Source organism: Streptomyces sp. NBC_00271, assembly GCF_036178845.1.
Taxonomy (GTDB): domain Bacteria; phylum Actinomycetota; class Actinomycetes; order Streptomycetales; family Streptomycetaceae; genus Streptomyces.
This window is the reverse complement of sequence record NZ_CP108070.1, coordinates 1915190-1940927: the sequence shown is the minus strand read 5'-3', so window position 1 is coordinate 1940927 and position 25738 is coordinate 1915190. Positions and strand designations below refer to the sequence as shown.

At 69.4% G+C, this 25738-nt stretch carries 23 protein-coding genes and 2 pseudogenes; 11 read left to right on the top strand and 14 right to left on the bottom strand.

Annotation, left to right across the window (positions count from 1 at the left end; translation table 11 throughout):
- Positions 1–8 precede the first annotated feature (8 nt).
- A complete protein-coding gene (locus tag OG798_RS09285) occupies positions 9–932 on the top strand; it encodes an alpha/beta hydrolase (RefSeq protein ID WP_121417098.1) in 924 nt (307 codons plus the stop codon).
- A 331-nt stretch (positions 933–1263) separates the two neighbouring features.
- Positions 1264–1635: a hypothetical protein gene (locus OG798_RS09280; RefSeq protein WP_328756778.1), complete on the top strand. Its 372-nt coding sequence runs from the start codon at positions 1264–1266 to the stop codon at positions 1633–1635.
- Positions 1636–1735: 100 nt separating this feature from the next.
- On the opposite strand, the gene OG798_RS09275 is transcribed toward OG798_RS09280, so the two are convergent.
- Positions 1736–2710, bottom strand: coding sequence for an NAD(P)-dependent alcohol dehydrogenase (locus tag OG798_RS09275; protein ID WP_328756777.1), 975 nt, complete (start codon positions 2708–2710; stop codon positions 1736–1738).
- Between the two features lie 766 nt (positions 2711–3476).
- On the bottom strand, positions 3477–4877 hold the full coding sequence (locus tag OG798_RS09270) for a trypsin-like serine peptidase (RefSeq protein WP_328756776.1): 1401 nt from the start codon (positions 4875–4877) through the stop codon (positions 3477–3479).
- 3 nt (positions 4878–4880) lie between these two features.
- On the opposite strand from OG798_RS09270, the gene OG798_RS09265 reads away from it, so the two are divergent.
- Positions 4881–5087 (top strand): hypothetical protein, encoded by a 207-nt coding sequence (locus OG798_RS09265; RefSeq protein ID WP_328756775.1) that lies wholly within the window; start codon positions 4881–4883, stop codon positions 5085–5087.
- A gap of 291 nt (positions 5088–5378) precedes the next feature.
- Entirely contained in the window at positions 5379–6263 is an 885-nt protein-coding gene (locus OG798_RS09260) for a hypothetical protein (protein WP_147474226.1), read from the top strand.
- A gap of 571 nt (positions 6264–6834) precedes the next feature.
- Here OG798_RS09260 and OG798_RS09255 read toward each other — a convergent pair.
- From OG798_RS09255 to OG798_RS09235, 5 genes are all read right to left on the bottom strand, one after another.
- Positions 6835–7158: a hypothetical protein gene (locus tag OG798_RS09255; RefSeq protein WP_183127474.1), complete on the bottom strand. Its 324-nt coding sequence runs from the start codon at positions 7156–7158 to the stop codon at positions 6835–6837.
- Positions 7159–7337: 179 nt separating this feature from the next.
- Positions 7338–7727, bottom strand: a complete 390-nt coding sequence (locus OG798_RS09250) for a transposase (protein WP_328756774.1) — start codon at positions 7725–7727, stop codon at positions 7338–7340.
- A gap of 976 nt (positions 7728–8703) precedes the next feature.
- Positions 8704–9738, bottom strand: coding sequence for an NAD-dependent epimerase/dehydratase family protein (locus OG798_RS09245; RefSeq protein ID WP_121417105.1), 1035 nt, complete (start codon positions 9736–9738; stop codon positions 8704–8706).
- A 10-nt stretch (positions 9739–9748) separates the two neighbouring features.
- Positions 9749–10468: a DUF998 domain-containing protein gene (locus OG798_RS09240; protein WP_121417106.1), complete on the bottom strand. Its 720-nt coding sequence runs from the start codon at positions 10466–10468 to the stop codon at positions 9749–9751.
- On the bottom strand, positions 10465–11514 hold the full coding sequence (locus tag OG798_RS09235; protein WP_328756772.1) for an aldo/keto reductase: 1050 nt from the start codon (positions 11512–11514) through the stop codon (positions 10465–10467). Before OG798_RS09235 ends, OG798_RS09240 begins: the two co-directional genes overlap by 4 nt.
- A gap of 75 nt (positions 11515–11589) precedes the next feature.
- On the opposite strand from OG798_RS09235, the gene OG798_RS09230 reads away from it, so the two are divergent.
- Positions 11590–12126 carry a TetR/AcrR family transcriptional regulator gene (locus tag OG798_RS09230; RefSeq protein WP_328756771.1) on the top strand — a complete coding sequence of 179 codons (537 nt, stop codon included), beginning with the start codon at positions 11590–11592 and terminating at the stop codon, positions 12124–12126.
- A 58-nt stretch (positions 12127–12184) separates the two neighbouring features.
- On the opposite strand, the gene OG798_RS09225 is transcribed toward OG798_RS09230, so the two are convergent.
- Positions 12185–12382: a hypothetical protein gene (locus tag OG798_RS09225; RefSeq protein WP_267060932.1), complete on the bottom strand. Its 198-nt coding sequence runs from the start codon at positions 12380–12382 to the stop codon at positions 12185–12187.
- Between the two features lie 563 nt (positions 12383–12945).
- Between OG798_RS09225 and OG798_RS09220 the strand changes: the two genes are divergently transcribed.
- The 3 genes and pseudogenes from OG798_RS09220 to OG798_RS09200 all read left to right on the top strand — a co-directional run bounded on the left by OG798_RS09220 (position 12946) and on the right by OG798_RS09200 (position 16093).
- Entirely contained in the window at positions 12946–13557 is a 612-nt protein-coding gene (locus OG798_RS09220; protein ID WP_267060931.1) for a hypothetical protein, read from the top strand.
- A 114-nt stretch (positions 13558–13671) separates the two neighbouring features.
- Positions 13672–15130: pseudogene (locus OG798_RS56505) on the top strand (hypothetical protein).
- A 387-nt stretch (positions 15131–15517) separates the two neighbouring features.
- Positions 15518–16093 carry a hypothetical protein gene (locus OG798_RS09200; protein ID WP_328756769.1) on the top strand — a complete coding sequence of 192 codons (576 nt, stop codon included), beginning with the start codon at positions 15518–15520 and terminating at the stop codon, positions 16091–16093.
- A gap of 970 nt (positions 16094–17063) precedes the next feature.
- On the opposite strand, the pseudogene OG798_RS56500 reads toward OG798_RS09200, so the two are convergent.
- Both OG798_RS56500 and OG798_RS09195 read right to left on the bottom strand, forming a co-directional pair.
- Positions 17064–17205, bottom strand: a pseudogene (locus tag OG798_RS56500) (IS256 family transposase); the annotation flags it as partial.
- A gap of 359 nt (positions 17206–17564) precedes the next feature.
- Positions 17565–18017 (bottom strand): MarR family winged helix-turn-helix transcriptional regulator, encoded by a 453-nt coding sequence (locus OG798_RS09195; RefSeq protein WP_267060926.1) that lies wholly within the window; start codon positions 18015–18017, stop codon positions 17565–17567.
- A gap of 84 nt (positions 18018–18101) precedes the next feature.
- Between OG798_RS09195 and OG798_RS09190 the strand changes: the two genes are divergently transcribed.
- Positions 18102–19160 (top strand): ABC transporter permease, encoded by a 1059-nt coding sequence (locus OG798_RS09190; protein ID WP_328756768.1) that lies wholly within the window; start codon positions 18102–18104, stop codon positions 19158–19160.
- A gap of 105 nt (positions 19161–19265) precedes the next feature.
- Here OG798_RS09190 and OG798_RS09185 read toward each other — a convergent pair whose 3' ends face one another.
- On the bottom strand, positions 19266–19691 hold the full coding sequence (locus OG798_RS09185; protein ID WP_328756767.1) for a GNAT family N-acetyltransferase: 426 nt from the start codon (positions 19689–19691) through the stop codon (positions 19266–19268).
- An 11-nt stretch (positions 19692–19702) separates the two neighbouring features.
- Complete coding sequence (locus OG798_RS09180) at positions 19703–20356, bottom strand: TetR/AcrR family transcriptional regulator (RefSeq protein ID WP_121417111.1); 654 nt, start codon at positions 20354–20356, stop codon at positions 19703–19705.
- A gap of 841 nt (positions 20357–21197) precedes the next feature.
- Here OG798_RS09180 and OG798_RS09175 point away from each other — a divergent pair.
- Positions 21198–21446, top strand: a complete 249-nt coding sequence (locus tag OG798_RS09175; protein ID WP_179857189.1) for a hypothetical protein — start codon at positions 21198–21200, stop codon at positions 21444–21446.
- A 59-nt stretch (positions 21447–21505) separates the two neighbouring features.
- Here the strand turns inward: OG798_RS09175 and OG798_RS09170 are convergent, their stop codons facing one another.
- Both OG798_RS09170 and OG798_RS09165 read right to left on the bottom strand, forming a co-directional pair.
- Positions 21506–22177: a DUF305 domain-containing protein gene (locus tag OG798_RS09170; protein WP_267060924.1), complete on the bottom strand. Its 672-nt coding sequence runs from the start codon at positions 22175–22177 to the stop codon at positions 21506–21508.
- A 92-nt stretch (positions 22178–22269) separates the two neighbouring features.
- Positions 22270–22722 carry a DUF6153 family protein gene (locus OG798_RS09165; RefSeq protein WP_267060923.1) on the bottom strand — a complete coding sequence of 151 codons (453 nt, stop codon included), beginning with the start codon at positions 22720–22722 and terminating at the stop codon, positions 22270–22272.
- Between the two features lie 416 nt (positions 22723–23138).
- Here OG798_RS09165 and OG798_RS09160 point away from each other — a divergent pair, with 416 nt between their 5' ends.
- Positions 23139–25679, top strand: coding sequence for a sensor histidine kinase (locus OG798_RS09160; RefSeq protein WP_121418621.1), 2541 nt, complete (start codon positions 23139–23141; stop codon positions 25677–25679).
- The last annotated feature ends 59 nt before the right edge of the window (positions 25680–25738 follow it).

Here is a 25738-nt window from a genome sequence, read left to right as displayed (position 1 = left end):
GCACCTCTGTGAGGACCGACGTCACCTTTACCAGTGCCGGCCTGAAGCTCGCCGGTCACCTGTACACGCCGGACGACGGGGTCGTCGGCCCGCGCCCGGCGATCGTCGTCAGCCACCCCGGCAGCGGTGTGAAGGAGCAGGCCGCCGGCCTGTACGCGCTTCGCCTGGCCGAGCAAGGCTTCGTCGCCCTCGCGTTCGACGCCGCCTACCAGGGTGAGAGCGAGGGCGAGCCGCGCGGCCTGGAGGACCCGGCCCACCGGGTCGAGGACATCAAGGCCGCGGTCTCGTTCCTCACTACTCGTGACGATGTCGCCGCTGACCGCATCGGGGCGCTGGGCATCTGCGCCTCCGGCGGCTACGTCCTCAGCGCGACGGTGTCCGACCACCGGATCAAGGTCGTCGGTACCGTCAGCGCCGTGGACATCGCCCGCCAGTTCCATGACGGCGCCGACGGCGCCCAGGACCCGGCCGTCTTCCAGGGCATGCTCGCCGCGGCCGCGGCCGCACGCACTGCCGAGGCCCGCGGTGAGGGAGTCCAGACCTTCCCACTCTTCCCCGACACGGCCGAGCAGGCCCGCGCGCTGGGGGGCCGGCACGCCGTGGAGGGCTGCGAGTACTACTGCTCCGACCGCGCTCAGCACCCGCGCTCGGCGAAGTCCTTCACCTGGTCCAGCGTCGACCGCATGGCCTTCTTCGACGCCTTCCGCTTCGTCCACCTGATCGCGCCGCGCCCGCTCCTCATGATCGTCGGACGCGAGGCGGTGACCTCCTGGATGAGCGTGGAAGCGTTCCGGAACGCCCGCGCCCCGAAGGAGCTCCACTGGATCGACGGCGCCAGCCACGTCGACCTCTACGACAAGGAGCCGTACGTCGGGCCCGCGGTCGAGAAGCTGACCGACTTCTTCCGGGCCCAGCTGGCCGACACCGAGTAGACGTCAGGGCGGGCCGCCGATGGGGGCGCTCTACCAGCCCGACGCACGTCGCCGGGCCCGGCTGGAGCCAGATCGTTCGTGACGGGACACCCCGTCCCGTCACGCTGATGCAGCCCGCGGCGTCGCCTCCAGCCACGGTGGAAAGGACATAACCATCCGCTGCGTGCCGTCGCTCTGACCGTCGTTTCGACGGTGCCCGAAAGGGGTTTGGGCCGGCAATTCCGCAGGAGAGGGTCGCGAAGTCGCAGGCCCCGCACGGTAGGCCTGCGCAGTTGCTCACCCGTCGGCTGGAGGGCTTTACCTGGACCGGTTCAGACATAGGGGGAATGACATGCGCAAAATCTTGCGTGGCGTCGCCGCGTTGGCTACCGCGGCGACCGCCGTCGTGGCGATGTGCGGCGCGGCGCAGGCGAAGCCCGCTGAAGGCGATTGGAATGGTTGCCCGTACGGGGCCGTCTGCATCTGGGGCCAGGACCGCTACCCGTACCTCGAACCCCACCCGACCAACGTGTACTGGAGCTACGGCGCCCACAACCTGAGCAACCAGTATGGCGACCACTACGTCTTCAACAACCAGTACGGCGGCGCCGGCGTGGGCCTGTGCACCGGCTACAACGGTGTTGGCTGCCACGTGGCGCTCGGGATGCAGGAGATCGGGAGCTTCAACCTGACGCCCTACAACTCGGTCACCCTCAACCGGTAGCCCATCCACTGCCCGGGGACCGCATTCGAAACCGCGAACGGCGGTGCCGAGCTCGCGATCAGGCGACAGCTCTACGTGCTGGGCCTCAGCGGTCGGTTCGTCACACGGTGATGACGACCTTCGAGCGCGCGTGCTCCACTTCGAGGTACCGAATGGCCTCGGGTACTTCACTCAACGGGTAGGTCCGGTCGATGACTGGGGTGAGTTTCCCAGACTCGGCGAGTTCTCTCAGCGCTGCCAAGTTCTCCTTGCTCGGCGTCGCCGTGAGGATGAGCAGCTGATGGTGGACAAAGCGTGACATCACTTGCCCCTTGAGGATGAGACCCATCGGCCCGATAAGACTCCCGCCTTCGGATACGCCCCCACCGGAGAGAACGAGCCTTCCCGTGGGTGTCAGCGCGCGTCGGCACTCGGTCAACGAATGGTTCCCCACCAGGTCGAACACGACGTCGTACCGCCGTCCGTTCCGGGTGAAGTCTTCCTGGGTGTAGTCGATGAGGTGATCCGCGCCCATCGACCGGATCAGTTCCATGTTTCTCGTACTGCACACGCCGGTCACTTCCGCGCCGAACGCCTTGGCCATCTGTACGGCGAAGGTGCCCACACCACCTGACGCACCATTGACCAGTACCCGCTGTCCCGGCTGTACCCGTCCCAGGTCGCGCAGGCCCATCAGTGCGGTGTTCCCCGCCAGCGGCACCGCGGCCGCCTGCTCGAACGACAGGCCGGCTGGTTTCGGCTCCACCATGTTGTCCTGGGCACACACGTACTCGGCAAATGCCCCCTCGACTTCGCCGAATACCTCGTCACCGGGACGGAACCGCTTCACGTTCCTGCCCACCGCTTCCACCCGACCCGCGAAGTCCGTGCCCCGGATCTTCGTTTTTGGGCCGCTCAACCCGAGCACCAGGCGCGCCAGGTACGGGTCGCCCCGCATGAGGTGCCAGTCGCGGGCGTTGACAGCGGCCGCGTGGACTCGAACCAGTACCTTGTCGTCGGCGACGACCGGCTTGTCGACCTCCCTGAGTTCCAAGACGTCAGGTGAGCCGTACCGGTCCTGGGCGATCGCCTTCATCGGGCCTCCACGGCATACGAGTTCGATGCGGATGGGATCGGCTGACCGGAAGTTCAGCACTACTCATGACGGTAGGCGAGTGACCTCGGTGCGGGCATCGGGGCAAATCCCTAGGTGACGCACGGAACCAGGCGGCGACGTGCGCTGGTCCCTCGCCGAACTCGTCGGCAACGGTGAGGATCTTCTCCGCCTCGTGGAGGAACGTTGATGGCTCTGGCGGAGTGGCCGCCCGGTCCTCCGGGACGCTCCGACTGCTGATTGAGAACTGCGAAGCATCGCTGGTCAGGGACCGGTCGGCCTGCCTGCCCGCGAGCCCGCGGGACTTGCCTGAGCGGTGTGCCTGGAAAGCACCGCTCGTCCTCAGACAAGTACCGCGGCGAGACCGAGCTGGTGTCCCGCTCAGGTGTTGCGACCACCTCCAGAACCCGAGCCCGTAGGTGGGACCAGAACTCACGCCCAGAATCAGGGGGTTACTGCTGACCACCCTGTGCCCGATGACAGCACGAAGCCCCGGGCCCGTGGGCCCGGGGCTTCGCCGTGCTTCTGTCACCGCCGGGTTCCACGACCGCTCAGCGGCGATGTCACGGTCAGACGCGTCGTTGCCGGGCGTGTCTTTCGCCTCGGCCATGAGGACCGGGACGACGTTCTCAAGGACGTTGCAGTGCCGTCCGGATCCGTCTGCTCGTGCTCAGAGCTCTGCGTGATCCAGCGAAGCCTTGGTCAGCGCGGAGGTCATCCCGCGGCCGGCTGCGTGATTTGGGTGGGCTCAGGAGGTCGGGGCGACGAGCATGTGTTCGGTTCCCAGCTGGTTGGCGAGGGTATCGGCGTACATGGTGGTCTCGCCGTCGGACCAGCGGATGACGAGGTCGTCGGTACGGCCGTTGCCGGTGAAGTCGCCGGTCGTCATGGCCGCGTCGTGCTTCCAGAGCCCGTTGGGGTCCAGGATGCGATGCTCGCCGCCGAGGCCCGAGGTCGTCGTACCGACGTAGTTGTCGAGCTCGCAGTCGGTCCAGCGCACCATGAGGTCCCATTTCTGGTTGCCGGAGAACTCACCGGCCGTCAGGAGCGTGGCGTCCCGCCAGGTGTCGTTCTTCGGCTTCAGCTGGTGCTCCTGGCCGAAGGTGCCGGCGCTGACGTTCGTGTAGAGGGTCAGCTCACCGTCGACCCAGCGCACGATGAGGTCGGTGACGTACTTCGACGCGGCGAAGCGGCCCGCGGCGATCTGCGTCGCGTTCTTCCAGAGGTCGTTGGGTTTGATCATCTGGGTGCCGGCCCAGTTCAGTCCTTTGGAGCCGACGTCGTTGCCGCCGTGTCCGTTGCCGGGGTAGAGCGTGACCTCACCGTCGGACCAGACCACGATCATGTCGCTGTGGCCGGTCTGGCGGAAGTCGCCCGAGGCCATCAGGTTGGCGTGCTGCCAGGTGGTTGCCGCGCCGGGCAGCCAGGGGTCTCCGGACGGCTGGTACGGCGGCTTGTTGTCATCCACTTTCCGATGCGCGGCGGCGTCGGCGAACAGGTCCTGGGCGTCCTTGCCGTAGATCGGCGAGTAGGTCACCCAGTCGTCGTTGGCGTCGTTGCCGCCGCCGTGATATCCGCCGGTGTTGCCGATGACCTTGCCGGTGCCGTTGGTGCTGTTGTAGTCCTCGATCCACGGGCCGCCGGAAACACCACCGTAGAAGCCGGTGCAGGTCATGCGCATCTGTCGGAAGCCTGGCAGCTGGGAGGTGCTGCCGGGGCAGCGGACCGGCACGTGGTCGGGGTTGACACTGACGTCGTCGGGATAGCCGATGACGGTGACCTCGTGGTGGTAGCTGCTGGTCGGGGTGAAGGTCAAAGCCCCCGTGACGTCCTCCACCTTGCCCCGCGTGTTGGGGTCGACCTGCGCGAAGGCCAGGTCCAAGTCGGAGGTCGGCTTCTTGGTGTTCGCCTCGTAGCGAGGGTCTATGTACAGGCGGGACACCGGGTAGACGCCGGACGGCTGCTCGACGGCGGACCTGCCGATGCGGTACTGCGGAACGAAGATGCGGTGGGTGGCCCTCTCCAAGCCACGGCCGCAGTGTCCGGCGGTCAGGACGATGTCCTTGGCGGCCGTGTGTACGACGCTGCCGGCGCAGTACGTCTTCGGGCCGCCGAGCGGCTTGCCGTCGAAGAAGAACGTGCCCACCATCGGGTGGCCGAGGAAGTGCTCCGGGGTGGGGGTGCCCCCGTCCAGTACTTCTCTTCCTCACTCAGACTCGGCCCGTCCGAGGGGGAGGGAGAGGAGGTTGGCTCGGCGGACTGCGTCGAGGACGCCGAGGGCGTGGCGGAGTCGGTCGGCTCGACGGCCCCCGCGACCGTCGACGGCACCGAGGGTGCCGACGACGTCGGCGGGGCCTGACGCCCAGTGCTGGGAGCCGCCGGTGATGCGGAGGCCGCCGGTGGGGCGGAGGGCGCTGGTGCCGGATGGGCCGTCGCGGCCGATGCTGTCCCGGCGCCGAGAACGCCGACGCCCAGTCCTAGCGCTAGGGCTGGAATCCATCTGTGTCTGGAACGCAACAAGGTGCCTTTCCGTCTTGTAGGGGGCCGTACGGTGAGCGAGCCCCGAACTACCTTTGATCGTACGTATGTTCGATGAAACGGACTATCGAGTAGCAACCGACATATCGTCAAATAGGAGATGGGTGAGGCGATGGACCGACTCCGCAAGACCGCGTGGGCGGCACTCCCTCTCCTGCTGCCCTTTCTGGCAACCGGGTCGGCCTCGGCCTCCCCGCTCGAGTCATCCCTCCCGTTCGGGAGCGTCCGGTCGGTGCATCCCGGCGACACACTGACGGTCAATGCCAAGATCGGCGAGGCCAGTTACGCCGAGACCATCACTTCATCCGCGTTCATCAGGGCAGGGAAGCTGCGGATGATGGATCCGCTGCTGACCACCACCGTGACCGTCGCCTGCGATACCCGGCCCGGCACCTACCCGGTCCTGCTGCACGGCGCCGGGGACGTGGGCCCGGAAGAGCATCCGTTCCGTTGGGCACGCGTACGCGTTGAAGCCGCCGACGAGGCGGCACGCCGCGTCTGCCGGAACAAGGTCAAGAAACTGCCCCCGCCCAGCCTGGAGGAACGCTGGGCTCCCGACAGCACGTGGCCCCAGTCGGCATGGGACGTGCGGACCTTCCGGGCCGGCAGCCGCATCACGATCACTGACAACTATGACGAGGGATCGGACGGTGACATCACCCTCACCTCCCGCGCATTCACCGACCGCTCCGTCCTGCGCGGAGCCAGAGCCGTCCTGACCGCCACCACCACCCTCAGATGCGACTCCGCACCCGGCCTCTATGTCGTTTACCGGCATGGCGCCGACCAAGCCGGCCCCGACAAACCATGGGCCCGTCTGCGTATCGCCCCCGCCGCACCCGGAAAAGCCTGCGCTGCTCAGCAAGCTGCAAAGCACTCAGCCGGGACATCCCGCATCGGCACGGTGGCCTGGGCCGCGGGGGGCGTACTCCTCGCCGCCGCAGTCGGCGCCGCACTTCTTCTGCGGGCCAACTCCCGCCGCACACACTCCGCCTGAGCGCGCCTCGCCGCTCGTTGTCCGGCTTGGATCGCTGCTGCGTTGACGCGATCAGGCGGCCCGCGCACCCACTCTGACCCTCGAGTTCACTGGCGGCACACCGCCCCGTAGCCCGGGGGACGGTTGAGCCGTCGTCGCCCCATCGCGCGTGAGCTGGTTCAAGGCGTCTGCTGCCGGGCTGGGCGACGAGCCGGTCTGCTCTGCACCCGGCTGCGTTCCGGGGCCGGGCAGACGGCTGAAATCGGCCACTCGGGTCGAGCCGCCAGGTGGTGTCTTCACCGAGCCCGACGACCGCGGCCTCGGACGCCCGGCCGGGCAAGGTGCGTGCCGGCAAGGCATACGGATCCCGCGCGTACCGCGCCTACCTGCGTAAGCGCGGTACGAGGCAACCGTACTGGTCGCAGCCATCGACGAGTTGCTGTGACCAGCACTTTCGAAACGCACCCCCAGTACTCCAGCAGCACGGCCCTTCAAGGCGGCACGCCCTCAAGCGGCACGGCAAGGCTCCGCCGGCTGCGGCTCCCCAGCCGCACCCGTTTCCGTTATCCCGCACGACCCACTCCGGTCTCCCCTATGGAAGCCCCACGCCCGTGGGAACGGACAGGAGTCTTGTGACATGCACCACCTCCGCCGGCGCCGCCAGGTTCTCCGGCCTGGCCGCCACCGCCGCCGTACTCTTCACGTGCCTCGCCCTGGTGACCGGCGTGGTGCTGGCCCGTATGCAGTCGGGCCCCGCATCGGCACACCGCGCCGTCGCCGCCGACCCCTCGGCCACGCCCCGTACGACGGCCACCGCCACCCCCCTCAGCAGCTCCTCGCCGAACACGTCACCGTCCCGCTCGGCGAGCCCGCATGCCACGCCCCGCACCTCGCCCTCCGCCACCGCCTCCCGCACGGCAAAGCAGCCGACGACCGCTGCCCAAACCCCCGGCAAACGCACCATCACGCTGCCGGCCCCCGTTGGCTGTCAAGCCGCTGGAGTCAGGTCGGTTTGGGTGATTCGTTCGGTTGGTGTGCTGGTCAGTGCGCGGTAGACCTCTCGGGCGGCATATCGCTTGAGTCCTCTGAGTCAAGTCAGCTGGCTTTGAGGCGTTGGGTGGCGGGGTGGTTGTCAGGGTCGTAGGGGGTGGCGTTGTGCCAGCAGGCCCATATGACGCGGAGCCACGCGCGGGCGACGATGCGGGTGGCGTGCGGGTTGCGTTTCCCGCGTGCGCGGGCGTTTGCGTAGAGGGCGGCGGCCCAGGGTGATTGCATGCGGGAGTTGTGAGCGAAGGCGGTGACGGCCTTGCGGGCACGTGTGTTGGCGGCCCATCGGAAGTAGACGCCATGTGCCTTCCCGGATGCCTTGGTCACCGGTGCGGCTCCGCACTCGGCGGCGGCCTGTTCGGCGGACTCGACGCGGTCGAGGATCGGGCCGACCTCGGCAAGCAGCTGCGCGAGGTTGATGGTGCCCACGCCAGGCAACCGGGCGAGGAGGACGGCGCGCGGGTGCCTGGCGAGACACTTCTTGATGGCCGTCTTGAGCTGGGTGATGGTGGCCTGCAGACTGCGCAGGAGCTGGACTTGTGCCGTGATGAGCGCGGTGAGGACGGGCGTGGGGAGGCTGACCGGGGCGACGGGAGCGGAGCGGAGCCGGGCCAGCAGTGCGGATGCCGGTTTGCCGCCGCGTTAGGCATGGCGCTTGCAGAAGGCGGCCATGCGGGCTTCGCCGAGTCGGGCGGCCGCCTGCGGGGTGGGGTAGTCGGTCAGGAAGTTCAGGGCGATGTCGGAGACGAGCGAGCAGAACAGGTTCCTGGGCCCCAGGCCAGTGCTGTTCGAGCAGGGCGCCGAGCTGGTTGCCCGCGGCGTAGCAGCCGCCCACGTGGACCTCGATGGGCGGGCGTCCGTTGCCGATGCCGAGTTCGACGATCCAGTCCGGCTCCCTGTGGCCGGTACTTCTGGCCGTGTTCCTGTTCGGCTTCCCGCTTCTGGAAGTCGGCGATCTTGGTGTCGATGCGCTGCAGCCACATGGCGTGCCACACCCGCATTCTGTGGAATCAGGGTCTGTCAAGCAGCTCGGCATGCGGCGCGGGGCCGCCCTACGGTCGGAAGCCGATCTGCCGGGGCAGCGCCGGCGGGATGGTTGAGGGTGCGCCACAGGCAGCTCAAAGCCCGAGTCGCTGATCATGTGGGCTGCCATCACCCTGATGACCAGGCGCATCACCCGCCGAACCTTCCGCTGCACCAGCCAGCAGACTTCCCGAGAGTACGAACGGGACTGATCATCATGGCCCTGCCGACGGGCAGGGCCACCTCTCCCCGGCCGCGACGCTGACGCCGTCACCCGGCCGACGGACGGGTGACCCTGGAACGTCGGCGCGGGCCCGGGGCCGACGACACCTCTCGCGCCGCGGTACTGGTTAGACGCCTCTTCGGCGCGCAGGGCTGCCGCGTCGGTCGGTTACGAGCCGGTCTTTGTCCCGATGCCATGGGCGAGGAGGCTCTCGGCGGTCTCCGCGATGGTGTCCTCAATGGGACGTGTTCTCCACCCGAGAAGCTTCTCCGCCTTGGCGCTTGTGGCGTTGAGATCCCGGCCGAGCTGGTGCTTGAGCAGTCGCAGTTCCGGGTTCACGATGCCCAGTGTGCGTGCGAGCCACACGGGCAGTTCACGGGTCGGGGCCTGCGCGGCGCGCTGACCCAGGCGGTCATGCAGAATGCGTGCGATGTCGATGACGCGCAGGCTGTGCCCGGCGATTGCCAGGAAGCGTTCGCCAGCGGCTGCCGGGTCGGTCATTGCGCGCACGTGCAGATCCGCGACGTCGCGGACGTCGACGAAGCCCATCCCGAAGGGAGGGCACGCAGGCACCTGTCCCTCGAGCATTCTGCGGACCAGACGCAGGGACGGTGGGTCGTCCGGGCCGAGCAGCGGTCCAAGGACCCCCACGGGATGAACCGCTGCCAGTTCCAGACCACCGCCTTCGTCCTGGACGAACTGCCAGGCGGCGCGTTCGGCGAGTGTCTTGGACCGCTGGTAGGGCGGGATATCGCTGTCGACGTTGGTCCAGTCCTCCTCGGTGAACGGGGTCGAGCGCGGAGGGTGCCCGATCCCGACGGCGCCGAAGGCGCTTGTCAGGACGACCCGGCGCACGCGGGCGTCGCGAGCGGCGCGCAGCACCCGCAGGACGCCCTCTCGTGCCGGGACCACCAACTCGTCGTCGTTCGCCGGCGTATGGCGCAGGGTCGGCGAGGCGACGTGGAGGACGAACTCGCAGTCGGCGACGGCAGCGTCCCAGCCGTCGGGGTGTTCAAGGTCGGCGCGTACGACCGTGAGACGGTCGTCGTCGAACGGTGCGGCCGCGTGCAGCCAGGAGCGCAGCGCCGGCTCGCGCCGCAGGTCACGGACTGTGGTGCTTACGGTGTGCCCGGCATCCAGCAGAGCCTGGATGCACCAGCTCCCGACGAATCCGGTTCCTCCGGTGACCAGTACTCGTGTCATGTGTCTCTCCTCAGCTCTCGACTCGTGCAGAAAGGGGTGCCAGCGGGTGCGTCGCACGATGCCGCTCGGTGGCGGCCACGCTGCTTCCGAGGAGGGCGTGGCCGATCAAGATCGGGTAGATCACGGCGCGCTCGAACAGCCCGATGTCCCACATCCAGCCGGTGAACACGTCGGCCATGAAAAGGGGGAACGCAATCAGCCCGGCGGTGCCGAGAGTGATGCTCGCGATCGACCGGCCCCTGGTGAGACCGATGCGGGTTCCGCCGGCTCCGACGGCGATCGCCATGAGGTTGCCGGCGAGCATGACGCCCTGTGCGCCGAAGGTGTGGAATGCGATCAGGCCGTTGTCGACGTTGGCGTTGGAGCCCTGGAAGATGCCGACGAGCGAGACTCCGACGCCGGCGAGGACGGCGAGGATCATGATGATGATCGGGCGGGTGCCCTTGCGAGGGTCGAACACGAGGAACGTGCCGACGATCAGGAGGGTGCCGTAGATCACCCAGCCGGTGTCCATGACGGCGCCGAGGGGGGAGTTGGCGACCTGTCCGAACGCGGTCTGCGGCGGGCCGGTCAGGCCGAGGTGGCTGACCCAGTTGTACAGGGGCGAGTACGGCGGGTCCTGCCATGCGGCGGCGGTGATGAACTCGGCGACCCAGGAGACGAGCGGGCCGAGAAGGATGAGGAGGGCTCCGGCGCGGGCAGCGGCGCCGGAGCGGACGATGGGTTTCATGCGAGCGCCATGCCGGGCACGCGCTGGCGGATGGCCTCCATCTCGGCTTCGTCCGAGACGCCCTGCCAGTCGTAGCGGGGGGTGTACGGGGCCTCCAGGGCGCGCACTTCGTCGTCGGTGAGCTCGATGTCGAGGGAGGCCACGGCCTCGTCGATCTGCCGGATCGAGCCGGCGCCGACCAGCGGCGCGGTGACGACCGGCTGGCGTCGCAGCCAGGCGAGCGCGACCTGTGCGCGGCTGACGCCGTGGGCGTCCGCGACCTGCCCGACCGCGTCGATGATCGCGTGGTTGGACGCCTCCTCGGCCGGCGAGTAGAGCAGGTCCGCGTAGGCGCTGTCCGTCTCGGAGCGCACCGTCGAGCGGGCGTCGTCCCACGCGCGGGTGAGGCGGCCGCGGGCCAGCGGCGACCAGATGACCGTGCCGACACCCTCGTCCAGGCACAGCGGGATCATCTCGCGCTCCTCCTCACGGGCGAGGAGGTTGTAGTGGTCCTGCATCGACACGAACCGCGCCCAGCCGTTCTCTTTCTGCAGGCGGAGAGCCTTCGCGAACTCCCACGCGTGCATGGACGAGGCGCCGAGGTAGCGGACCTTGCCGGCTTTCACGAGGTCGCTGAGTGCCTCCAGGGTCTCCTCCCAGGGGGTGGCGTGGTCGTTGCGGTGGATCTGGTAGAGGTCGATGTAGTCGGTTCCGAGGCGGCGCAGCGAGTGGTCGACCTCGGTCATGATCGCCTTACGTGACAGTCCCCGTCCGTTGGGTCCCAGCCGCATCGGATGGCGCAGTTTCGTGGCGATCACCACGGCATCACGGTCGGCGAAGTCCTTGAGCGCCCGGCCGAGGATTTCCTCGCTGGAACCGTTGGAGTACATGTTCGCGGTGTCGAAGAAGTTGATCCCCGCCTCCAGCGCGTGCTTGATGAGCGGTCGCGCGTCCTGTTCGCCCTTGGACCAGACGGGGTGCCCGCGGTCGGGCTCGCCGTAGGTCATCGCGCCGATCGCGATCGGGGATACGTCGAGGCCGGTCATGCCGAGCTTGATGTAATGCATGACGCTCCTTAGAGTAGGTGGAGAGCTCTCCATATAACGTAGTGGAGAACTCTCCACTTATCAAGGTGAGGTCCTGTGGTCCGTTCGGACGCCCGTGAGAACAGGGCGCGCATCCTCGCCGCCGCACGCGAAGCTCTTGCGGCGGACGGCAGCACGTCGATGAACCAGATCTCTCAGCGCGCGGGAGTCGGCGCGGGCACCCTGTACCGCAACTTCCCCACCCGTGAGTCGCTGGTTCTGGCCGTCTACCAGGACGAAGTGGCACGCATCATCAACACCGTGCCCGACCTGCTGGCCCGGATGCCGCCACTGGAAGCGCTCCGCCTCTGGACGACCGACCTCGTCGAGGCCATGCGCAGGAAGCACGGCCTCGGCGACGCCCTCGGCCCGGGCGCACACCAGGCGATCAGCGAGCAGAGCTACGGGCCGGTCATCGCCGCCATCACAGAACTCCTCGACGCCGGCAAAAGGGACGGAAGCATCCGCCCAGACGCCGACCCAGGCGACTTCCTCCAACTCACCGGTGCCTTGTGGCGCGCAGCGTCCAGCCCCGAGGACCGGGCACCCCGCATGCTCGCGCTCATCCTCGACGGACTCCGCCCGCACCGGTGAACGACGCGCGCGCGACAGGGCCCGCCAGATGAACGACTTTTCTGTGTAATCAGATTTGTCATGCTTGCGCTGCTTTGCCCTGTCGGACGCCGACGATCGGTAGGAGCTGAGCTGTGCCGGGTGCCGTCGTCTGCCGGGGTGTTGGCCCGGCCGGGGTCGGGGTATCGGCGAGTCTGCCGAGGAGTTCGTCGATCGCGGTCTGACCGTCGGTGAGAGCGGCCTGTTCGTCCTCGGTGAGCGGGATCGAGACGGCCATCTTCTGCAGGTTGCCTTTGGCTTCGAGGAGTTGGGCTCTCGTGGAGTCCTTTGGGGAGTAGAAGTCGCAGCGGGCGCAGGCCATGCGGTGCTGGCACTGTTCGAAGAAGGTGTAGGTGCAGTAGCCGTGTCCGAGGTCGTAGTGCTGCCAGGGTTCGGTTCGCCGGCTGCGGCGGCGCCAGAGGCGACCGCGTCGCGGTCGACGAGGACCTCGATGGTGCGTACGTTGCGGGCGAAATACCCGGCGTCCTCGTATGCCTTGGCCAGTGTGTTGGGGCTGACCTTCGCGGCCGGCATCAGGCGCCGGGCGCCGGGCACGGCGCGGTCGTTGTCAGTGGCGCGCAGTAGGCTGACCGGGCTGTGCCACCAGCACGGCGGCCGCGGCGACAGGGGAGGGGGCGGACGTGAACCGGGGCCGAGCGACCAGCCTGCTGACCTTGCCCTTGCCGAAAACCTCATCCGCCCTGGTCAGAGCCCATGTGCCGTGATCTTCGTTCCGTTGGATGCTGAGGCCGACGCAGTGCTCCGGCGGAGATGACGGTCACCTCGGCATGATCGTCGCTCGTGCTGTTGAAACTCGCCTACCTGAGCGTGACCAACATGTTCGCGATGCTGCGACTGCTGCCGGTGAGCACCCAGGACAAGGATGTAGAGATCCTGGCTCTACGCCATCAGATCACCGTGCTGCAACGGCATCTGAACGGGCGGCGAGTCCAGTTCGCACCGGGGGGTCGGGCGTTCCTGGCGGCGCTGCTGCATGACCTCCCGAAGGAGGCGCTGCTCCGTATGCGGTTGCTGGTGCGGCCGGACACGATCCTGCGTTGGCACCGTGACCTGGTCGCCCGCCGGCATGCCGCCCGATCCCGGCCTCACCGCGGAGGCCGACTGCGCACCGTGGGCCGAGTGCGCAGACCAACGTCGACGGCGCCTTCCCCGCTGTGCGCAGTCGGCTGCACATGCCGAATGCGCAGGACCCGGAACCATTGCGCAGCCGACCGCGCAATGAGCGACGCTGCCGCTGCGCAACCGCGACTGCGCATCCTTCGGGTGCCACCGGGGAAGCGCCGTGGTCGGCCCGACCATGAGCCCGACCACGCCAGCCCAGTGCGCATGTTGCCGGATCGTGACCAGTGGTCGGGGGCTGTGGCCGCCAGCCTGGTCGGGGGCGCCGGGTGAGCTGACGGAATGGATCTCGCTCACGTCACCTCACACAGCGGCCCCGGCCCCCTCGCTCCCGCACGTCCGCTCCAGGGCATCGGCGGCCGCGCGCACGGCGCGCGAGGAAGCACGATGAGCCGCTTCGGGGCGGGAATCCGCCGTGGAGTGATGGCGGCGGACCAGTTCACCCAGATCGCCAACGGCCTGTTCCACGACGCCCGGCTATCGTTCAAGGCGAAGGGGATCTTCGGCTACATCAGCACCCACGTCACCGGCTGGCACGTGACGGTCGCCGACCTCGTCCGCGTCGGCCCCGACGGGCGGGACGCCGTGCGGGACGGCCTGGGCGAACTGCAGCGGCATGGTTACCTCATCCGCGAACAGCTGAGGCACGGCAACGGGACGCTCGGCGAGATCATCTACTCGATCACGGACCGCCCGGCCTCCGACGACGTCGACCTTACGCAGGCGGTTCGCACGGCATTCGCCTCCGCTCCGACGGGCGAGGCGGGGCCCGGCTTCGGGGCGGGGATCCGCCGTGGGGTGATGGCGGCGGATCAGTTCACGCAGATCGCCAACGGCCTGATCCGCGACAGCAGGCTGTCCTTCAAGGCGCGGGCCTGTTCGGGCTCATCAGCACGCACCGGGACGGCTGGCGGATGACCGTCACCGACCTGGCGCGACGCGGCCGCGACGGCGAGGCGGCCGTCAAGAGCGGACTCAAGGAGCTGGAGAAGCACGGCTTCCTGCTCCGGGAACGCGAGCGCCACCCCGACGGCACCCTCGGCGCGGCCGCGTACTTCATCACCGACCTGCCCAGCCTGCAAACCGGCAGGTCGCAACCGACGTCGGGTTCTCCACCGGTGGATAACCCGACGTCGGTTAATCGCCCCACTAAGAACGCCAACAGAAAGTAGACCAACAAGCAGAAGACCAGCCCCCTCCGTCCGTGCGATCGCGGCGACGTCGCGCGAACGTCCGGAGGGGCGGACCAGCCGGACGCCCCAACGTCCCCGCCGGCCGGGCTCCCGGCGGACGAGATGCATTCGGGGATCCAGCTGCTGCTCGAGATCGGAGCGAGCCGTCCGGAACTGCTGCTGACCGGGACGGTCCTCACCGATCAGGGCCGCGTGGTCACCGTGATGATGGAGGCAGGCTGGAGCAGCGAGCAGGTGCGACACGTCATCACCGACCGGCCACTGCCGCACCCGGTGCGCACCACGGTTGGTGCGATCATCGCCGCCCGCTTGCGGGCCGCTCAGGCCTACCCGCCGCCCGTCACAGTGGAAAGCCACCACCCCCGCGGCGACGTCCTCGAGCACCAGCCGCCCGCGTGGCTGGTGACCGGGCGGCCGTCCACGGGGGCTGCCGCACGCGCGGTGACCGAAGCACTGACCTACCGAGTCGAATGCGCCGGCTGCGGCGTGCCCGCGACCGCCCCCGGCGAGGACCTTTGCCCGGCCTGCCTCGGCTGGCCGCTGTGCCGCACCTGCCCCGGACCGACACCCCGGCGGGCCCACCCCGACGGCGACGGCCGCTGCAGGACATGCGCCTCCGCCTGACCGCCCCACTGGAAGGAAGCAGCCCGTGACGGACACGCTCCGCACACCACCGCCGACCGCGGCCGAACAGCACCGGCGCCCCTTCACGCTCGACCCGGGCCGCTGGGAGGCGGAACGCTCACGCGCCCTGCGGACCGGCCACGTCCGCGACAGCACGTGCTCAGCCGAGTTCGAGCCCCTCCTCGTGTATGAACGCACCCCGTGGGGCTGGCTCGCCTGGACTGTCCCCGGTGACGGCACCCCGCCTGAGCAACCCCATCAGGTCGGGGTTCTCACCCCCGCCGCGACGCCCACGCAACGCCTGTCCCTGCGCTGGCTGACCAGGCGCCCCGCCCGCCGCATCGCCCTGGTCCCCACCACCCCCGGGTCCCTCAGGCTCTGTAGCCCTCATCAGCCTGGTTACCAGCCTATTCGCCATGACCCACGGCGTCCCCGCGGGCATGATGCTGCCAGCGTCGGTGCTTGCTCCACTGCTCGCCGAGCACTTGCCTGGACGGCTGGACGCCCGGGCCCGCGAACACGTCCGCAGCGTCGAGGACGACGGCGCCTGCCGCTACCTGCAGCGCCTCGCTGTCCTGCACACCTACCTCGTCCAGGCCGTCGCCGGCAGCGACCGCTACGAGCTGCACCGCTCGGCCGAGATCGGCCGGCACACGCTGTGGGATGCAGCCGGCCTGCTCCAGACCCAGGACACCCGCTCAGCCTCGGCCGAACTCATCGCCCGCGAGCGGCTGATGGTCCAGCTTGCCGACCAAGTCGCCCAGACCCTGAAGTGCGCCCACGCCGAGGACAGACCAGCCGACGCGGGCCAGCCTCATACGCGAGAGCGGCCGTTGGGGCCCTACCCGCCAGGCTCCGAGCAGACGACACGGCCATCGCCTCATCACATGCACGGCACTTCACCGCTGAACGGACACCACTCCATGCCCCAGCCCGAACCTGGCTGGCACGTCTCGCTGCGGCGGTGGGCATCTTCAAGGGAGGCGAGCTGACCGGCGCCGAACAAGCCACGGGCCCGGGGGCATGCCCAGGGGCCGGTGCAGGCGGTCGCGCTGTTCAACGACGACGCAAAGCGCGCGTCCGGGAAACGTGGCCGCTGCTCGCGTACGGCCGGTCCCTGTCTCAGCTCCCTGCTCGTCTACGAGGTTGCTGCGGGGACGCGGTACAGCTGTCTCCACCTCAAGTCTGCGGTGCGTGGACTACGGGGATCGAGTCGGTGCACAAGTCGTCACGAGTTGAATTCTGGAGCTCATCCAGGATGCCGCTGGCCCCCGCGCCCCGCAGCCCGAAGGCGCCACCCAGCCCACCCGCCCACCTGCGCCTCATACCGCGTGGACAAGGCTGAGAGCAGGAAGGCCGAAGCCTCCGGGGCCTGTTGGCCCCCGGAGGCTTGCCCCATGCTCCGCATCACTGTTTAACCGGTCTGACTCGGTTGGTTCACGCCAGTCAGCCCAGTGGGAGGGCCGCCGACTGCTGGAGCCTGTGCACTTGTTCGTTCCGGCCGCTGTCTCAGCCGGCCCGCGCTGCATGTGTCCGGCTCGCGCTGTACGTCACCGGGATGACGTGCGCCGACGACGGCCAGGTGCACGTCGTCGCGGCTGTTTCTACGGGGAACGGCCGCCGTGGTCGGGGTTGCGGCATCCGCTGTGTTGAGTGTTGCGACAGGTGTTGCGGTGTCCGGAGTCCGGTACGTGTTGTCGCTCCAGGTGGGCCCGCATGGTCGGGCGATTCCACTTCCCATGACATCCCCTCTACACCACCCACGACCGCCACGAACAACCAGGAGGAAGGGAAAGGGAGGTGGGGCGGGAGCTCGGGCGGTGGGCGAGGGGACCGGGCGCCGTTCTGTCCCCTCGCGCGCGACGGCGGGGCCGCGCGCGAGGGCCGGGCAGGCGAAGCTGCCCTCAGGTCACGTCCGCTGGAGTGGTGTATCGACGGCCACTCGGTGATCTCGTCTTGAGGCTATGCGGTGAGTCCGGTGGGCAGGGCGGTGTCGTCGCGTTCTGACTCGATCGGGTGGAGGCGGGCCCTGGCGAGGAGTTCGCGGCCCACGTATGACCTCGCTCCATTCGTCGTTCTGCTCGGCCAGGACGGCGCCGACTAGGGCCTGTCCGGCGGATCATGCCGGACAGGCCCGTGGTCCCGAGGAGGGCTCAGCGTCTCCTCGGTTGCGACAAGACGTGCGTATCCGCCATCGAACTCGGAAAGCTCAGCCCCACTGCTCTCGGATCCCGATGCTATGTCTGTGACCAACTGTGCCTGCCACCACACATCCTGGGCGTCACCGACGCAGCCGATGTCGATCGCCGGGCGATGCTGCATCCAACCCGGCGCGCGGGTAAAGGCCTGACGCCGCGATCACGACGGCGGCTTCTTCTGATCCCGCGTCAGGCGCTGCGGTCGTCAACCGACTTCCGCCGGTGGGGCGACGACTTGCGCCCGAGGGGGGCACCCGGTGGCTCCTCAGGGTGTGCTGTCGACGTCCATGGCCGCCGGGTTCAGTGACGCCAGGAGTTTCAGGAGCAGTGAGTGGGCCTGTTCCTGCTCCGTCGGTGTGAGTACTTCCAGGGCTTCGGTGTGGGTGGCGTCCACGGCGACGCCGGCCTCGGCCGCGAGTCGCAGGCCGGCCTCGGTGGCGTGCAAGCGGTGAGTGCGCCTGTCGCCGGGGGCGGTCCGTCGTTCCAGGAGCCCCCGCTCGACCAGCCCGTTGACGGCGGTTCCCATGGACTGGGGGGTGATCGCCGCCCGGCGTGCGGCGGTCGCGCTGGAGACGCCCGGGTCGAAGGCGGCCTGGATCAGGGCACTGTTCTGGGCGAGGGTCAGCTGGAAGGGGCGCAGAGTGCGCTCGATCCGGGTCGCCATGATCTGGCCGATCTGCCAGGCCACATAGCCCGTACGCCGGTCGGGATGTTTCACGTGGCGGACCCCTTTTGTAAGGCAGCTGATTGTGGTGTACAACAGATTATCAGTTGACTTCTATTTTCGAGGATCCTGCCTCTGATGTCCCAGCACGCCTCCGCCCGACAGCACCACAAGCACGCTCTGGACGTGGCTCACGCGCCGCCGCGCCCCGGGACCCCGCGCGCCGTCCTGGTGCCCGTGGCGGTCGTCCTGCTGATCGGCACCGTGTTCGTCAGCGTCTACCTCGCCGCCTTCCACGCACCGCGCCCCCACGAGTTGCGGGTGGGTACCACGGAGATCGGCACCCATCAGGCCCAGCTGCGCCAGGACCTCGCACGCGCCGTCCCCGACGGCTTCACCCTGGAGACCTACCCCGACGAATCCGCCGCCCGGCGCGCCGTCCAGGACCGGTCCGTCTATGCGGCCTACCTCGGCAACGGGGATCTGCTCTACGGCAGCGCCAACGGAGCCGCCGTCACCGCCACCGTGACCACCGCGTTCGGCTCCGTGGCCCGCGCGGAACACCACCGCCTCTCAGTCGAGGACGTCGCCCCGGCGTCAGCGGGAGACACCCGGGGACTGTCCGTCTTCTACGCGGCCTTCGGCCTGGTACTGGCCGGATACCTCTTCGGCATGACCACCTACCAGCTCGCCCCCCGCCTCCAGTACCGCTGGCGGATGGCCAGCCTGGCCCTGTTCGGCGTGGCCGGCGGCGTCCTGGTCGCCGCCATCGCCGGCAGCACCGGCTTCGGCGCCCTGCCCGGCCCCTTCCTGCCCCTCGCCCTCGTCATCGCGCTGATGGGCGCCGCGGTCGGCGCCACCACCATGGTGCTGCTGCGCCTGTTCGGCTCCGCCGGCGTCAGTCTCGCCTCGATCCTGCTGCTGATCCTCGGCAACAGCAGCAGCGGTGGCATCATGCCCGCCGCCTACCTCCCCGCCTGGCTGCGCCCGCTGTCCGAGATCCTGCCCGTCGGGGTCGGCGTCCGCGCCATGCAGGGGCTCGACCGATTCCAGGACGACGGCCTGACCCGCGCCCTGGTGATCCTCCCGCTGTGGGTGCTGGGCGCTGCCGCCGTGCTGTACCTCAAGGACGTCTTCCGACGCGAGACCCCGAGCCGCGTGCCGGACACGGTCGAGCCGCAGCCCGCAGCGGCCTGACAGCGGACGCTTCCGCACCCGGCCGTTGCGGTGACGGTGACGGTGACGGTGACGGTGACGGAGCGAGTGTGGGCGCGCAGCAGGGAAATCGAGGCCCGGATGAAGTCAGTCGGCCCGGATGAAACGGGCCATCCCGATGGACTTGGGCGCCCGGTCGGTGAACCCGAACTTCCGGTAGAGATGGTGGGCGTCGCCGTCGGCCATGAGGGAGACGTGCGAGAGTGCCGGTGCGCGGCGTTCCAACTCGTCGTTCAAGGCCTGCATGATGCGGCGGCCGAGTCCACGGCCCTGGTGCTCGGGCAGGACGCAGATGTCGACGATCTGAAAGAAGCAACCTCCGTCGCCGATGATCCGGCCCATGCCGATCGGATCGCCATTGTGGATGGCCATCACCCCGTACCAAGTGTGGGCCAGCCCCACCGCCGCGCCCTCGGCGGACTTGTCGCTGAGGCCGGCGCGGGTGCGGAGCCGGCGGTAGTCCGCCACCGACGGGACGCCGGGCCGGATGTCGTACGTGCTGGGATCGGGCAAGGCGGGTCCCCTTACGGCTCGGTGTGACGCGGGGCGTAGTGGCCCAGGAACATGTCGACCCCACCCGTGATCAGGCGGTCGGCGAGACCGTCGTCGATGTCGGTGCCGTAGGCACTGAAGACCAGGTGCGGGAAGACCAGCAGGGAGGAGAGCTGGAGCACGGCCACCTCGATGTCGGGGACATCGAGCCGGCCCTGTGCGACCAGTTTCCGGAGTGCTCCCGCGACGGCGGGGTGATGGCGCTCGGGGCCGGCATCGAGGTGGCCCTTGCCGAGTTCGGGGAAGCGGTGCAGTTCGCGGGCGACGACGTTTCGCAACGCGAGGATCTCCGGGTGGGTGCGGATTCCGGCCACCCAGGCGCGGGCGGCGGCGATGAGCGACTCACGCAGGTCGTCCGAGTCGGCGAGGCGGGCGACGGCGTCGGCGAGGGTGCCGCCGAGCGGGGCGTCGAGCGAGTCCTTGACGACCCCGATGAACAGGGCTTCCTTGCTGCCGAAGTGGTTGTAGACCGTCACCTTGGACACGCCCGCCTCGGCGGCGATGAGATCGACACTCACGTCGAAGCCCTCACGCACAAAGAGCTCGCGGGCCGCTTTGAGGATGGCCAGTCGCTTTGCCTCGGCGCGCGGTCCGGCGGGGGGCCGCTTGACGTCCTTCGTGCTCATGCGACGAGTCTACCGACATGTGAACTGAACGGTGTAGTTCATATGTGCTGGGCCGTACAGTTCACTCGACTGGGCTCGTATGGAGTTCGTCGCGGCCCGGCCGCACTTCCCCCTTTCGTATCGCACGCTTGGAGGAGTCGCCGTGAGCGACCGACCTCGACCTCGGCAGGCAGGCGCTGACCTGGGTGGTGACCTCGTACACCCTGTGCTTCGGCGGGCTGATGCTGCTCGGCGGGCGCGTCGCCGACGTGTTCGGTGCCCACCGCACCGTCCTTGTCGGGATCGCGGTGCTCACCACCTCATCCCTGGTCAGCGGGCTGGCCACGGGCGCGCCCATGCCGCTGGGCGGGGCGCTGACTGTCGCCGCTCGCGGCGGTCGTGCTGTACGGGGCGTTCGCCGCGGCCGAACGGGTCGGCGGCGCCCCGCTGATGGGCCTCCGCATGCTCACCCGCCGTCCCGTGGTCGCGGGCGCGTTCCTGTTGCTGATCGCCACCGCGCTGGCTGGTCGCGTTCTTCTTCCTGGGCTCGGTCTACGGAGGCGGGGCTCGCCTCGGGCGTCGTCAACACCTTCCACGAGGTGGGGGGCGACCGGCGTGGCCGTCCTGTCCACCGTCGCCGCCGCGGGCGTCGAGCGCGGCGCGATCGACGGTTTCACGGACGCGTTCACGTTCAGCGCGGTCGCGGCCGCCGTGCGCGCGGGCGTCGCCCTGTTCCTCGTACGCCTCGACAGCTGTTCCCGGCAGCCCGGCCGGTGGTGCTGCTTCCACGACCGCGGGGGCGGTTTCCGCGACCGGCGGGGGAGTCACAAGGCGTCGATAGGTCGCCCGGACGACGGCTGTCGTGGCGGTCGGCGTACTGGGCGTTGCCGTGCGCCTCGGGCCGGGTGCGGTCCTGTTCGCCCACTGGCGGTGGATCGGCTGGGTGGCGGGCCTCGTCCTAGCAGTTGTCCTGGTGAAGACCACCGCCCTCACCGGCCCGGCCTGCTTCGCCGTCCGCCTCCGCAGGGCATCCAAGGGGGCTGCTGGTCAGGGTGTGGTGGAACAGGACGTGCCCGGCCTCGACGGCGGTGAGCGCCAAGGCCGGGCGTGACCGCTCCGGGCGCCCCACGGCGGCCGAGGGAGCCCGGAGCGGTCAACGGTTACCGCGGATCAGAGCCGGTCTAGGATGCTGTGGAGTTGCTTGACCTCGGCGGACTGGCCCGTGACGATGGCGTCGGCCATCTTCTTGGCGTCGGCGTTCTGGCCGCTCTTCTGCTCGGTCTTCGCCATGGCGATCGCGCCGTTGTGGTGGTCGATCATCATCTGGGCGAACATCTTGTCGAACTCCTTGCCCTGCATGGCCTTGAGTTCCTTCATGTCCTTGTCGGACATCATGCCGTCGCCGCCCATGTCCATCCCGGGCGTGTCCCCCGTCGCGGTGGGCTTGCCCCAGGACTTGAGCCAACCCGTCATGGTCTTGATCTCGGGGTCCTGAGCCTTCTCGATCTTCGCGGCCAGGTCCTTGATCTCCACGTCGGAAGCGCGGCCGTCGGCCAGTTCGGCCATCGCCACGGCCTGCTCGTGGTGGGGGATCATCATCTGCGCGAACGTGACGTCCGCCTCGTCGACGTCACCCGCCTTGGCGGCCGCCGTCGCGGTCGCTGTGGCCGAGCTCTTGCTGCCGCCGTGGTCCATGCCGCTCATGCCGCTCGCGCCGTCGCCGTCGCTGCCGCAGGCGGAGAGCATCAGGGCCCCGGCGGCTACGACGCCGACGGCCGCGACACGGCGGACGGGCTTGCGGTGGAGGCGCTTGCCGTGGAAGGCGCGCGTGAAGGCAGTCATCGTGAACTCACCTCGTGTGTTGGTTCTGGCTGTGTGGGCGTACGCGTCGTCGCGGGAGCGCGCGTGGTGCGCGTCCGCGAGGGCGGTTCGGCCTACAGCCGCAGGACCGACAACTCGGTGAGATCAGGGCCTCGGGGTGGGGGATTGGGCCGCAGCATGACGGGCGCCTCGGCAAGGAGCTTCGCCAGCCAGTTCGGACGGCGGGCGAGGGCCCTCCTCAGCAGTGCGGTGAGTACCCACGCACCGAACATCACCGCCACGCACAGCGAGACCATGTCCATCGCCATGGCCGGCCTGTCCTTGGAGGACGTGTGCGTGGAGTGCGCGGCGCTGCCCCGCTCCGGTGATGCCGGAGCCCCCATGGGGTCGTGGGCGGCCACCACCGTGGACATCGTCGAGACCTGGGACGCGGGGCTCATACCGTCGCCGGGCGCCTGGTCGGGGTGTCCCACGGTGTGCATGACGAACACGCCCAGCGCGAGAACGACGACGAGCAGCAGGTGCCCGTAGGCCCCTCCCACCCGTACGTATCGGTTCACGTGCACGTCGGCAGTCTCCGTCTGTGATCGCTCCGGACTGGCTTTCCGACACTATCGAAGGGGAGTGGTGCGTGCCGTCGTGGGGGGCGGGTTCCGGCCGACTTCCTGAACGGCTCATTGAACGCACGGTGCGGTACCGGAACCCCGCACAGACATGGTCGACCCGGAACCGCACCCCCGGCGGGGCGTCCTTCACCCGGTCGGGCCAGGGCACGTCAAGGCGGTGTCAACGTCCACATGACCGGCGCCAAGGATGCGTCAAGGGTCGTGCCGGACGACTTGCGGAAGGGCTTCCGTGGGGGGAAGTACCCCTTCCCGTCGGAGAGTTGATCTTCAGTGAGCGGAGTGCGTCGGCTGCGATGAATGACGGACCGACCGAGATGCGTGATGTGCGGACCGGCGGGGGTGAGGTACGGACCGCCGTGGGTGACGTACGGCCCGGACGGTTGAAGGTCTATCTGGGGGCGGCCCCGGGGGTGGGCAAGACCTACCGCATGCTCGACGAGGCGCGCCGCCGGGCGGCACGCGGCGCGGATGTGGTGGCGGGGTTCGTGGAGTGCCACGGGCGTCCCGGCACGGAGGCGATGCTCGACGGCCTGGAGGTCGTACCGCACGCCCGCTGCGTCCACCGCGGCGAAGAGTACGAGGAGATGGACCTCGCCGCGGTCCTCGAGCGCCGGCCGCAGATCGCGATCGTCGACGAGCTGGCCCACACCAACGTCCCCGGAGCCGGCCGCAACACCAAACGCCGGCAGGACATCGAGGAACTGCTCGGCGCCGGGATCGACGTGATCACGGCGCTGAACATTCAGCATCTGGAGTCCCTCAACGACGTCGTCGAGAAGATCACGCGGGTGCCGCAGCGCGACACGGTGCCCGACGAGGTCGTACGACGGGCGCAGCAGATCGAGTTCGTCGACATCACGCCGGAGGGACTGCGTCGCCGGATGGCGCACGGCAACATCTACGTCCCCGAGAAGATCGACGCGGCCCTGGCCGACTACTTCCGGCCCGGCAATCTGACCGCGCTGCGCCAGCTCGCCCTGTTGTGGGTGGCCGACCGGGTGGACGAGGCGCTGCAGTCGTACCGCTCGGAGCATGGCATCGGCGGGGTGTGGGAGATCCGGGAGCGGGTGGTGGTCGCCCTCACCGGCGGGCCGGAGGGAGACACCCTCGTCCGGCGGGCCGCGCGGATCGCCGACCGGTCGGCGGGCGGTGATCTGCTCGCCGTGCATGTGACCCGCAGCGACGGTCTCGCCGCGGGTACCTCGCACGCCTCGCTCGCCCGGCAGCGGCGGCTGGTCGAGGATTTGGGCGGTAGCTATCACTCGGTCGTCGGTGACGACGTGCCGACCGCCCTGGTCGAGTTCGCGCGCGCCGAGAACGCCACCCAACTCGTCCTCGGCACCAGCCGCCGGGGCCGCATCGAGCGCTTCGTGACCGGACGCGGCACCGGCGAGACGGTCGTCGAACTCTCCGGCGACATCGACATCCACACGGTCACGCACGAACGCGCGGGGCGCGGCACGCTGCTGCCCTCGCGGCGGCGCACCCTGTCGACCGCGCGCCGGGTCGCGGGCCCGGTCGCCGGGCTGCTGCTGCCCGTGGCACTCACCTTCCTGCTCGATCTCGACTGGGCCCGGGACCGCCTCAACCTCACCAGCGAGGCGCTGCTGTTCCTGCTCAGCGTGGTGGGCGTGGCCTGCATAGGCGGGGTCGTCTCGGCGGTGATCGCCTCGGTCACGGCGTCCCTGCTGCTCAACTACTGGTTCATCCCGCCCGTCGGGCAGTTCACGCTCGACGATCCCAACGCGCTGCTGGCCCTGGCGGTCTTCGCGGCGGTCGCCGCCGTGGTCGCCGGTGTCGTCGACCGCTCCCTGCGCTTGTCGCGGCGCTCGGCCCGTGCCACCGCCGAGGCCGAGACCATGTCCTCGCTCGCCGGCACCATCGTGCGGGGCGGCGCCACCATCCCGGCGCTGGTGGAACGCACGCGCGAGACGTTCGGCATGGACTCGGCGGAACTGGTCGTCGAGCCGCCTGGAGAGGATGGCGCGACGGTCGTGCCCGCGGGGCCCGGCGCCTTCCTGGTCCTGCGCGGTCGCACCCTTCCGTCGTCCGAGCGGCGCGTGCTCGCCGCCTTCGCCGCGCATGTGGGGTCGGCGGTCGAGCGTGCCAGGCTCGCGGAGGCCGCCGCCGAGGTCGAACCGGTCAAGGCGGCCGACCGGATGCGTACGGCGCTGCTGCGGGCGGTCGGCCATGACCTGCGCACGCCTCTCGCGGCGGGCTGGGCCGCGGTCTCTTCGCTGCGCAGCCGGGACGTCGATTTCTCCGACGAGGACCGGGACGAACTCCTCGCGACCGCGGACGAGTCCATGGCCAAGCTCAACCGTCTGGTCGAGAACCTCCTAGACCTCAGCCGCCTTCAAGCGGGCGCGCTCACCCTGAACCTGCGGGCCACCACGCTGGAGGAGGTCCTTCCGGCGGCGCTCGCGGACACCCCCGAGGTGGTGGTCGGGGACCTGGAGGAGATTCCGGCCGTGCTGGCCGATCCCCCGCTCCTGGAACGTGTGATAGCCAACCTCGTCGGCAACGCGGTCCGCCACAGCCCGGCGGACCGCAAGGTGCTGCTGACCGCGAGCACACACGCGGGCCGCGTCGAGGTGCGCGTCGTCGACCGCGGCCCCGGCCTGCCACCGTCCCTCAAGCTCTCGGTCCCGCCCGAGCAGGGAGGCACCGCCGTCCGTGACCGGCTCTTCGAGCCCTTCCAGCGGCTCGGCGACACCGACAACACCACCGGCCTCGGCCTTGGCCTGGCCCTGTCCCGGGGGCTGACCGAGGCGATGGACGGCACCCTCGCCCCGGAGGACACTCCCGGCGGCGGTCTGACGATGGTGCTGTCGCTGCCCTTCGCCGAGCGGGTGGATCTTCCCAGTGATACGCACAGCGTAGGAGGCGGCGTATGAGCGGGAGCGTACGAGTCGTGGAAGCGGCGTACGAGGGCCCGGGCCCGAGGTCGCCGTGG

Excerpts from the sequence above, each read along its gene's own strand:
- OG798_RS09245 (WP_121417105.1), bottom strand. The coding sequence starts at position 9,738 with ATGACACGAGTACTGGTCACCGGAGGAACCGGATTCGTCGGGAGCTGG.
- OG798_RS09180 (WP_121417111.1), bottom strand. The coding sequence starts at position 20,356 with ATGAGCACGAAGGACGTCAAGCGGCCCCCCGCCGGACCGCGCGCCGAG.
- OG798_RS09225 (WP_267060932.1), bottom strand. The coding sequence starts at position 12,382 with ATGGCCGTCTCGATCCCGCTCACCGAGGACGAACAGGCCGCTCTCACC.
- OG798_RS09170 (WP_267060924.1), bottom strand. The coding sequence starts at position 22,177 with ATGACTGCCTTCACGCGCGCCTTCCACGGCAAGCGCCTCCACCGCAAG.
- OG798_RS09280 (WP_328756778.1), top strand. The coding sequence starts at position 1,264 with ATGCGCAAAATCTTGCGTGGCGTCGCCGCGTTGGCTACCGCGGCGACC.
- OG798_RS09260 (WP_147474226.1), top strand. The coding sequence starts at position 5,379 with ATGGACCGACTCCGCAAGACCGCGTGGGCGGCACTCCCTCTCCTGCTG.
- OG798_RS09240 (WP_121417106.1), bottom strand. The coding sequence starts at position 10,468 with ATGAAACCCATCGTCCGCTCCGGCGCCGCTGCCCGCGCCGGAGCCCTC.
- OG798_RS09270 (WP_328756776.1), bottom strand. The coding sequence starts at position 4,877 with ATGGTGGGCACGTTCTTCTTCGACGGCAAGCCGCTCGGCGGCCCGAAG.
- OG798_RS09190 (WP_328756768.1), top strand. The coding sequence starts at position 18,102 with ATGTCCCAGCACGCCTCCGCCCGACAGCACCACAAGCACGCTCTGGAC.
- OG798_RS09275 (WP_328756777.1), bottom strand. The coding sequence starts at position 2,710 with ATGAAGGCGATCGCCCAGGACCGGTACGGCTCACCTGACGTCTTGGAA.
- OG798_RS09235 (WP_328756772.1), bottom strand. The coding sequence starts at position 11,514 with ATGCATTACATCAAGCTCGGCATGACCGGCCTCGACGTATCCCCGATC.
- OG798_RS09200 (WP_328756769.1), top strand. The coding sequence starts at position 15,518 with ATGACCCACGGCGTCCCCGCGGGCATGATGCTGCCAGCGTCGGTGCTT.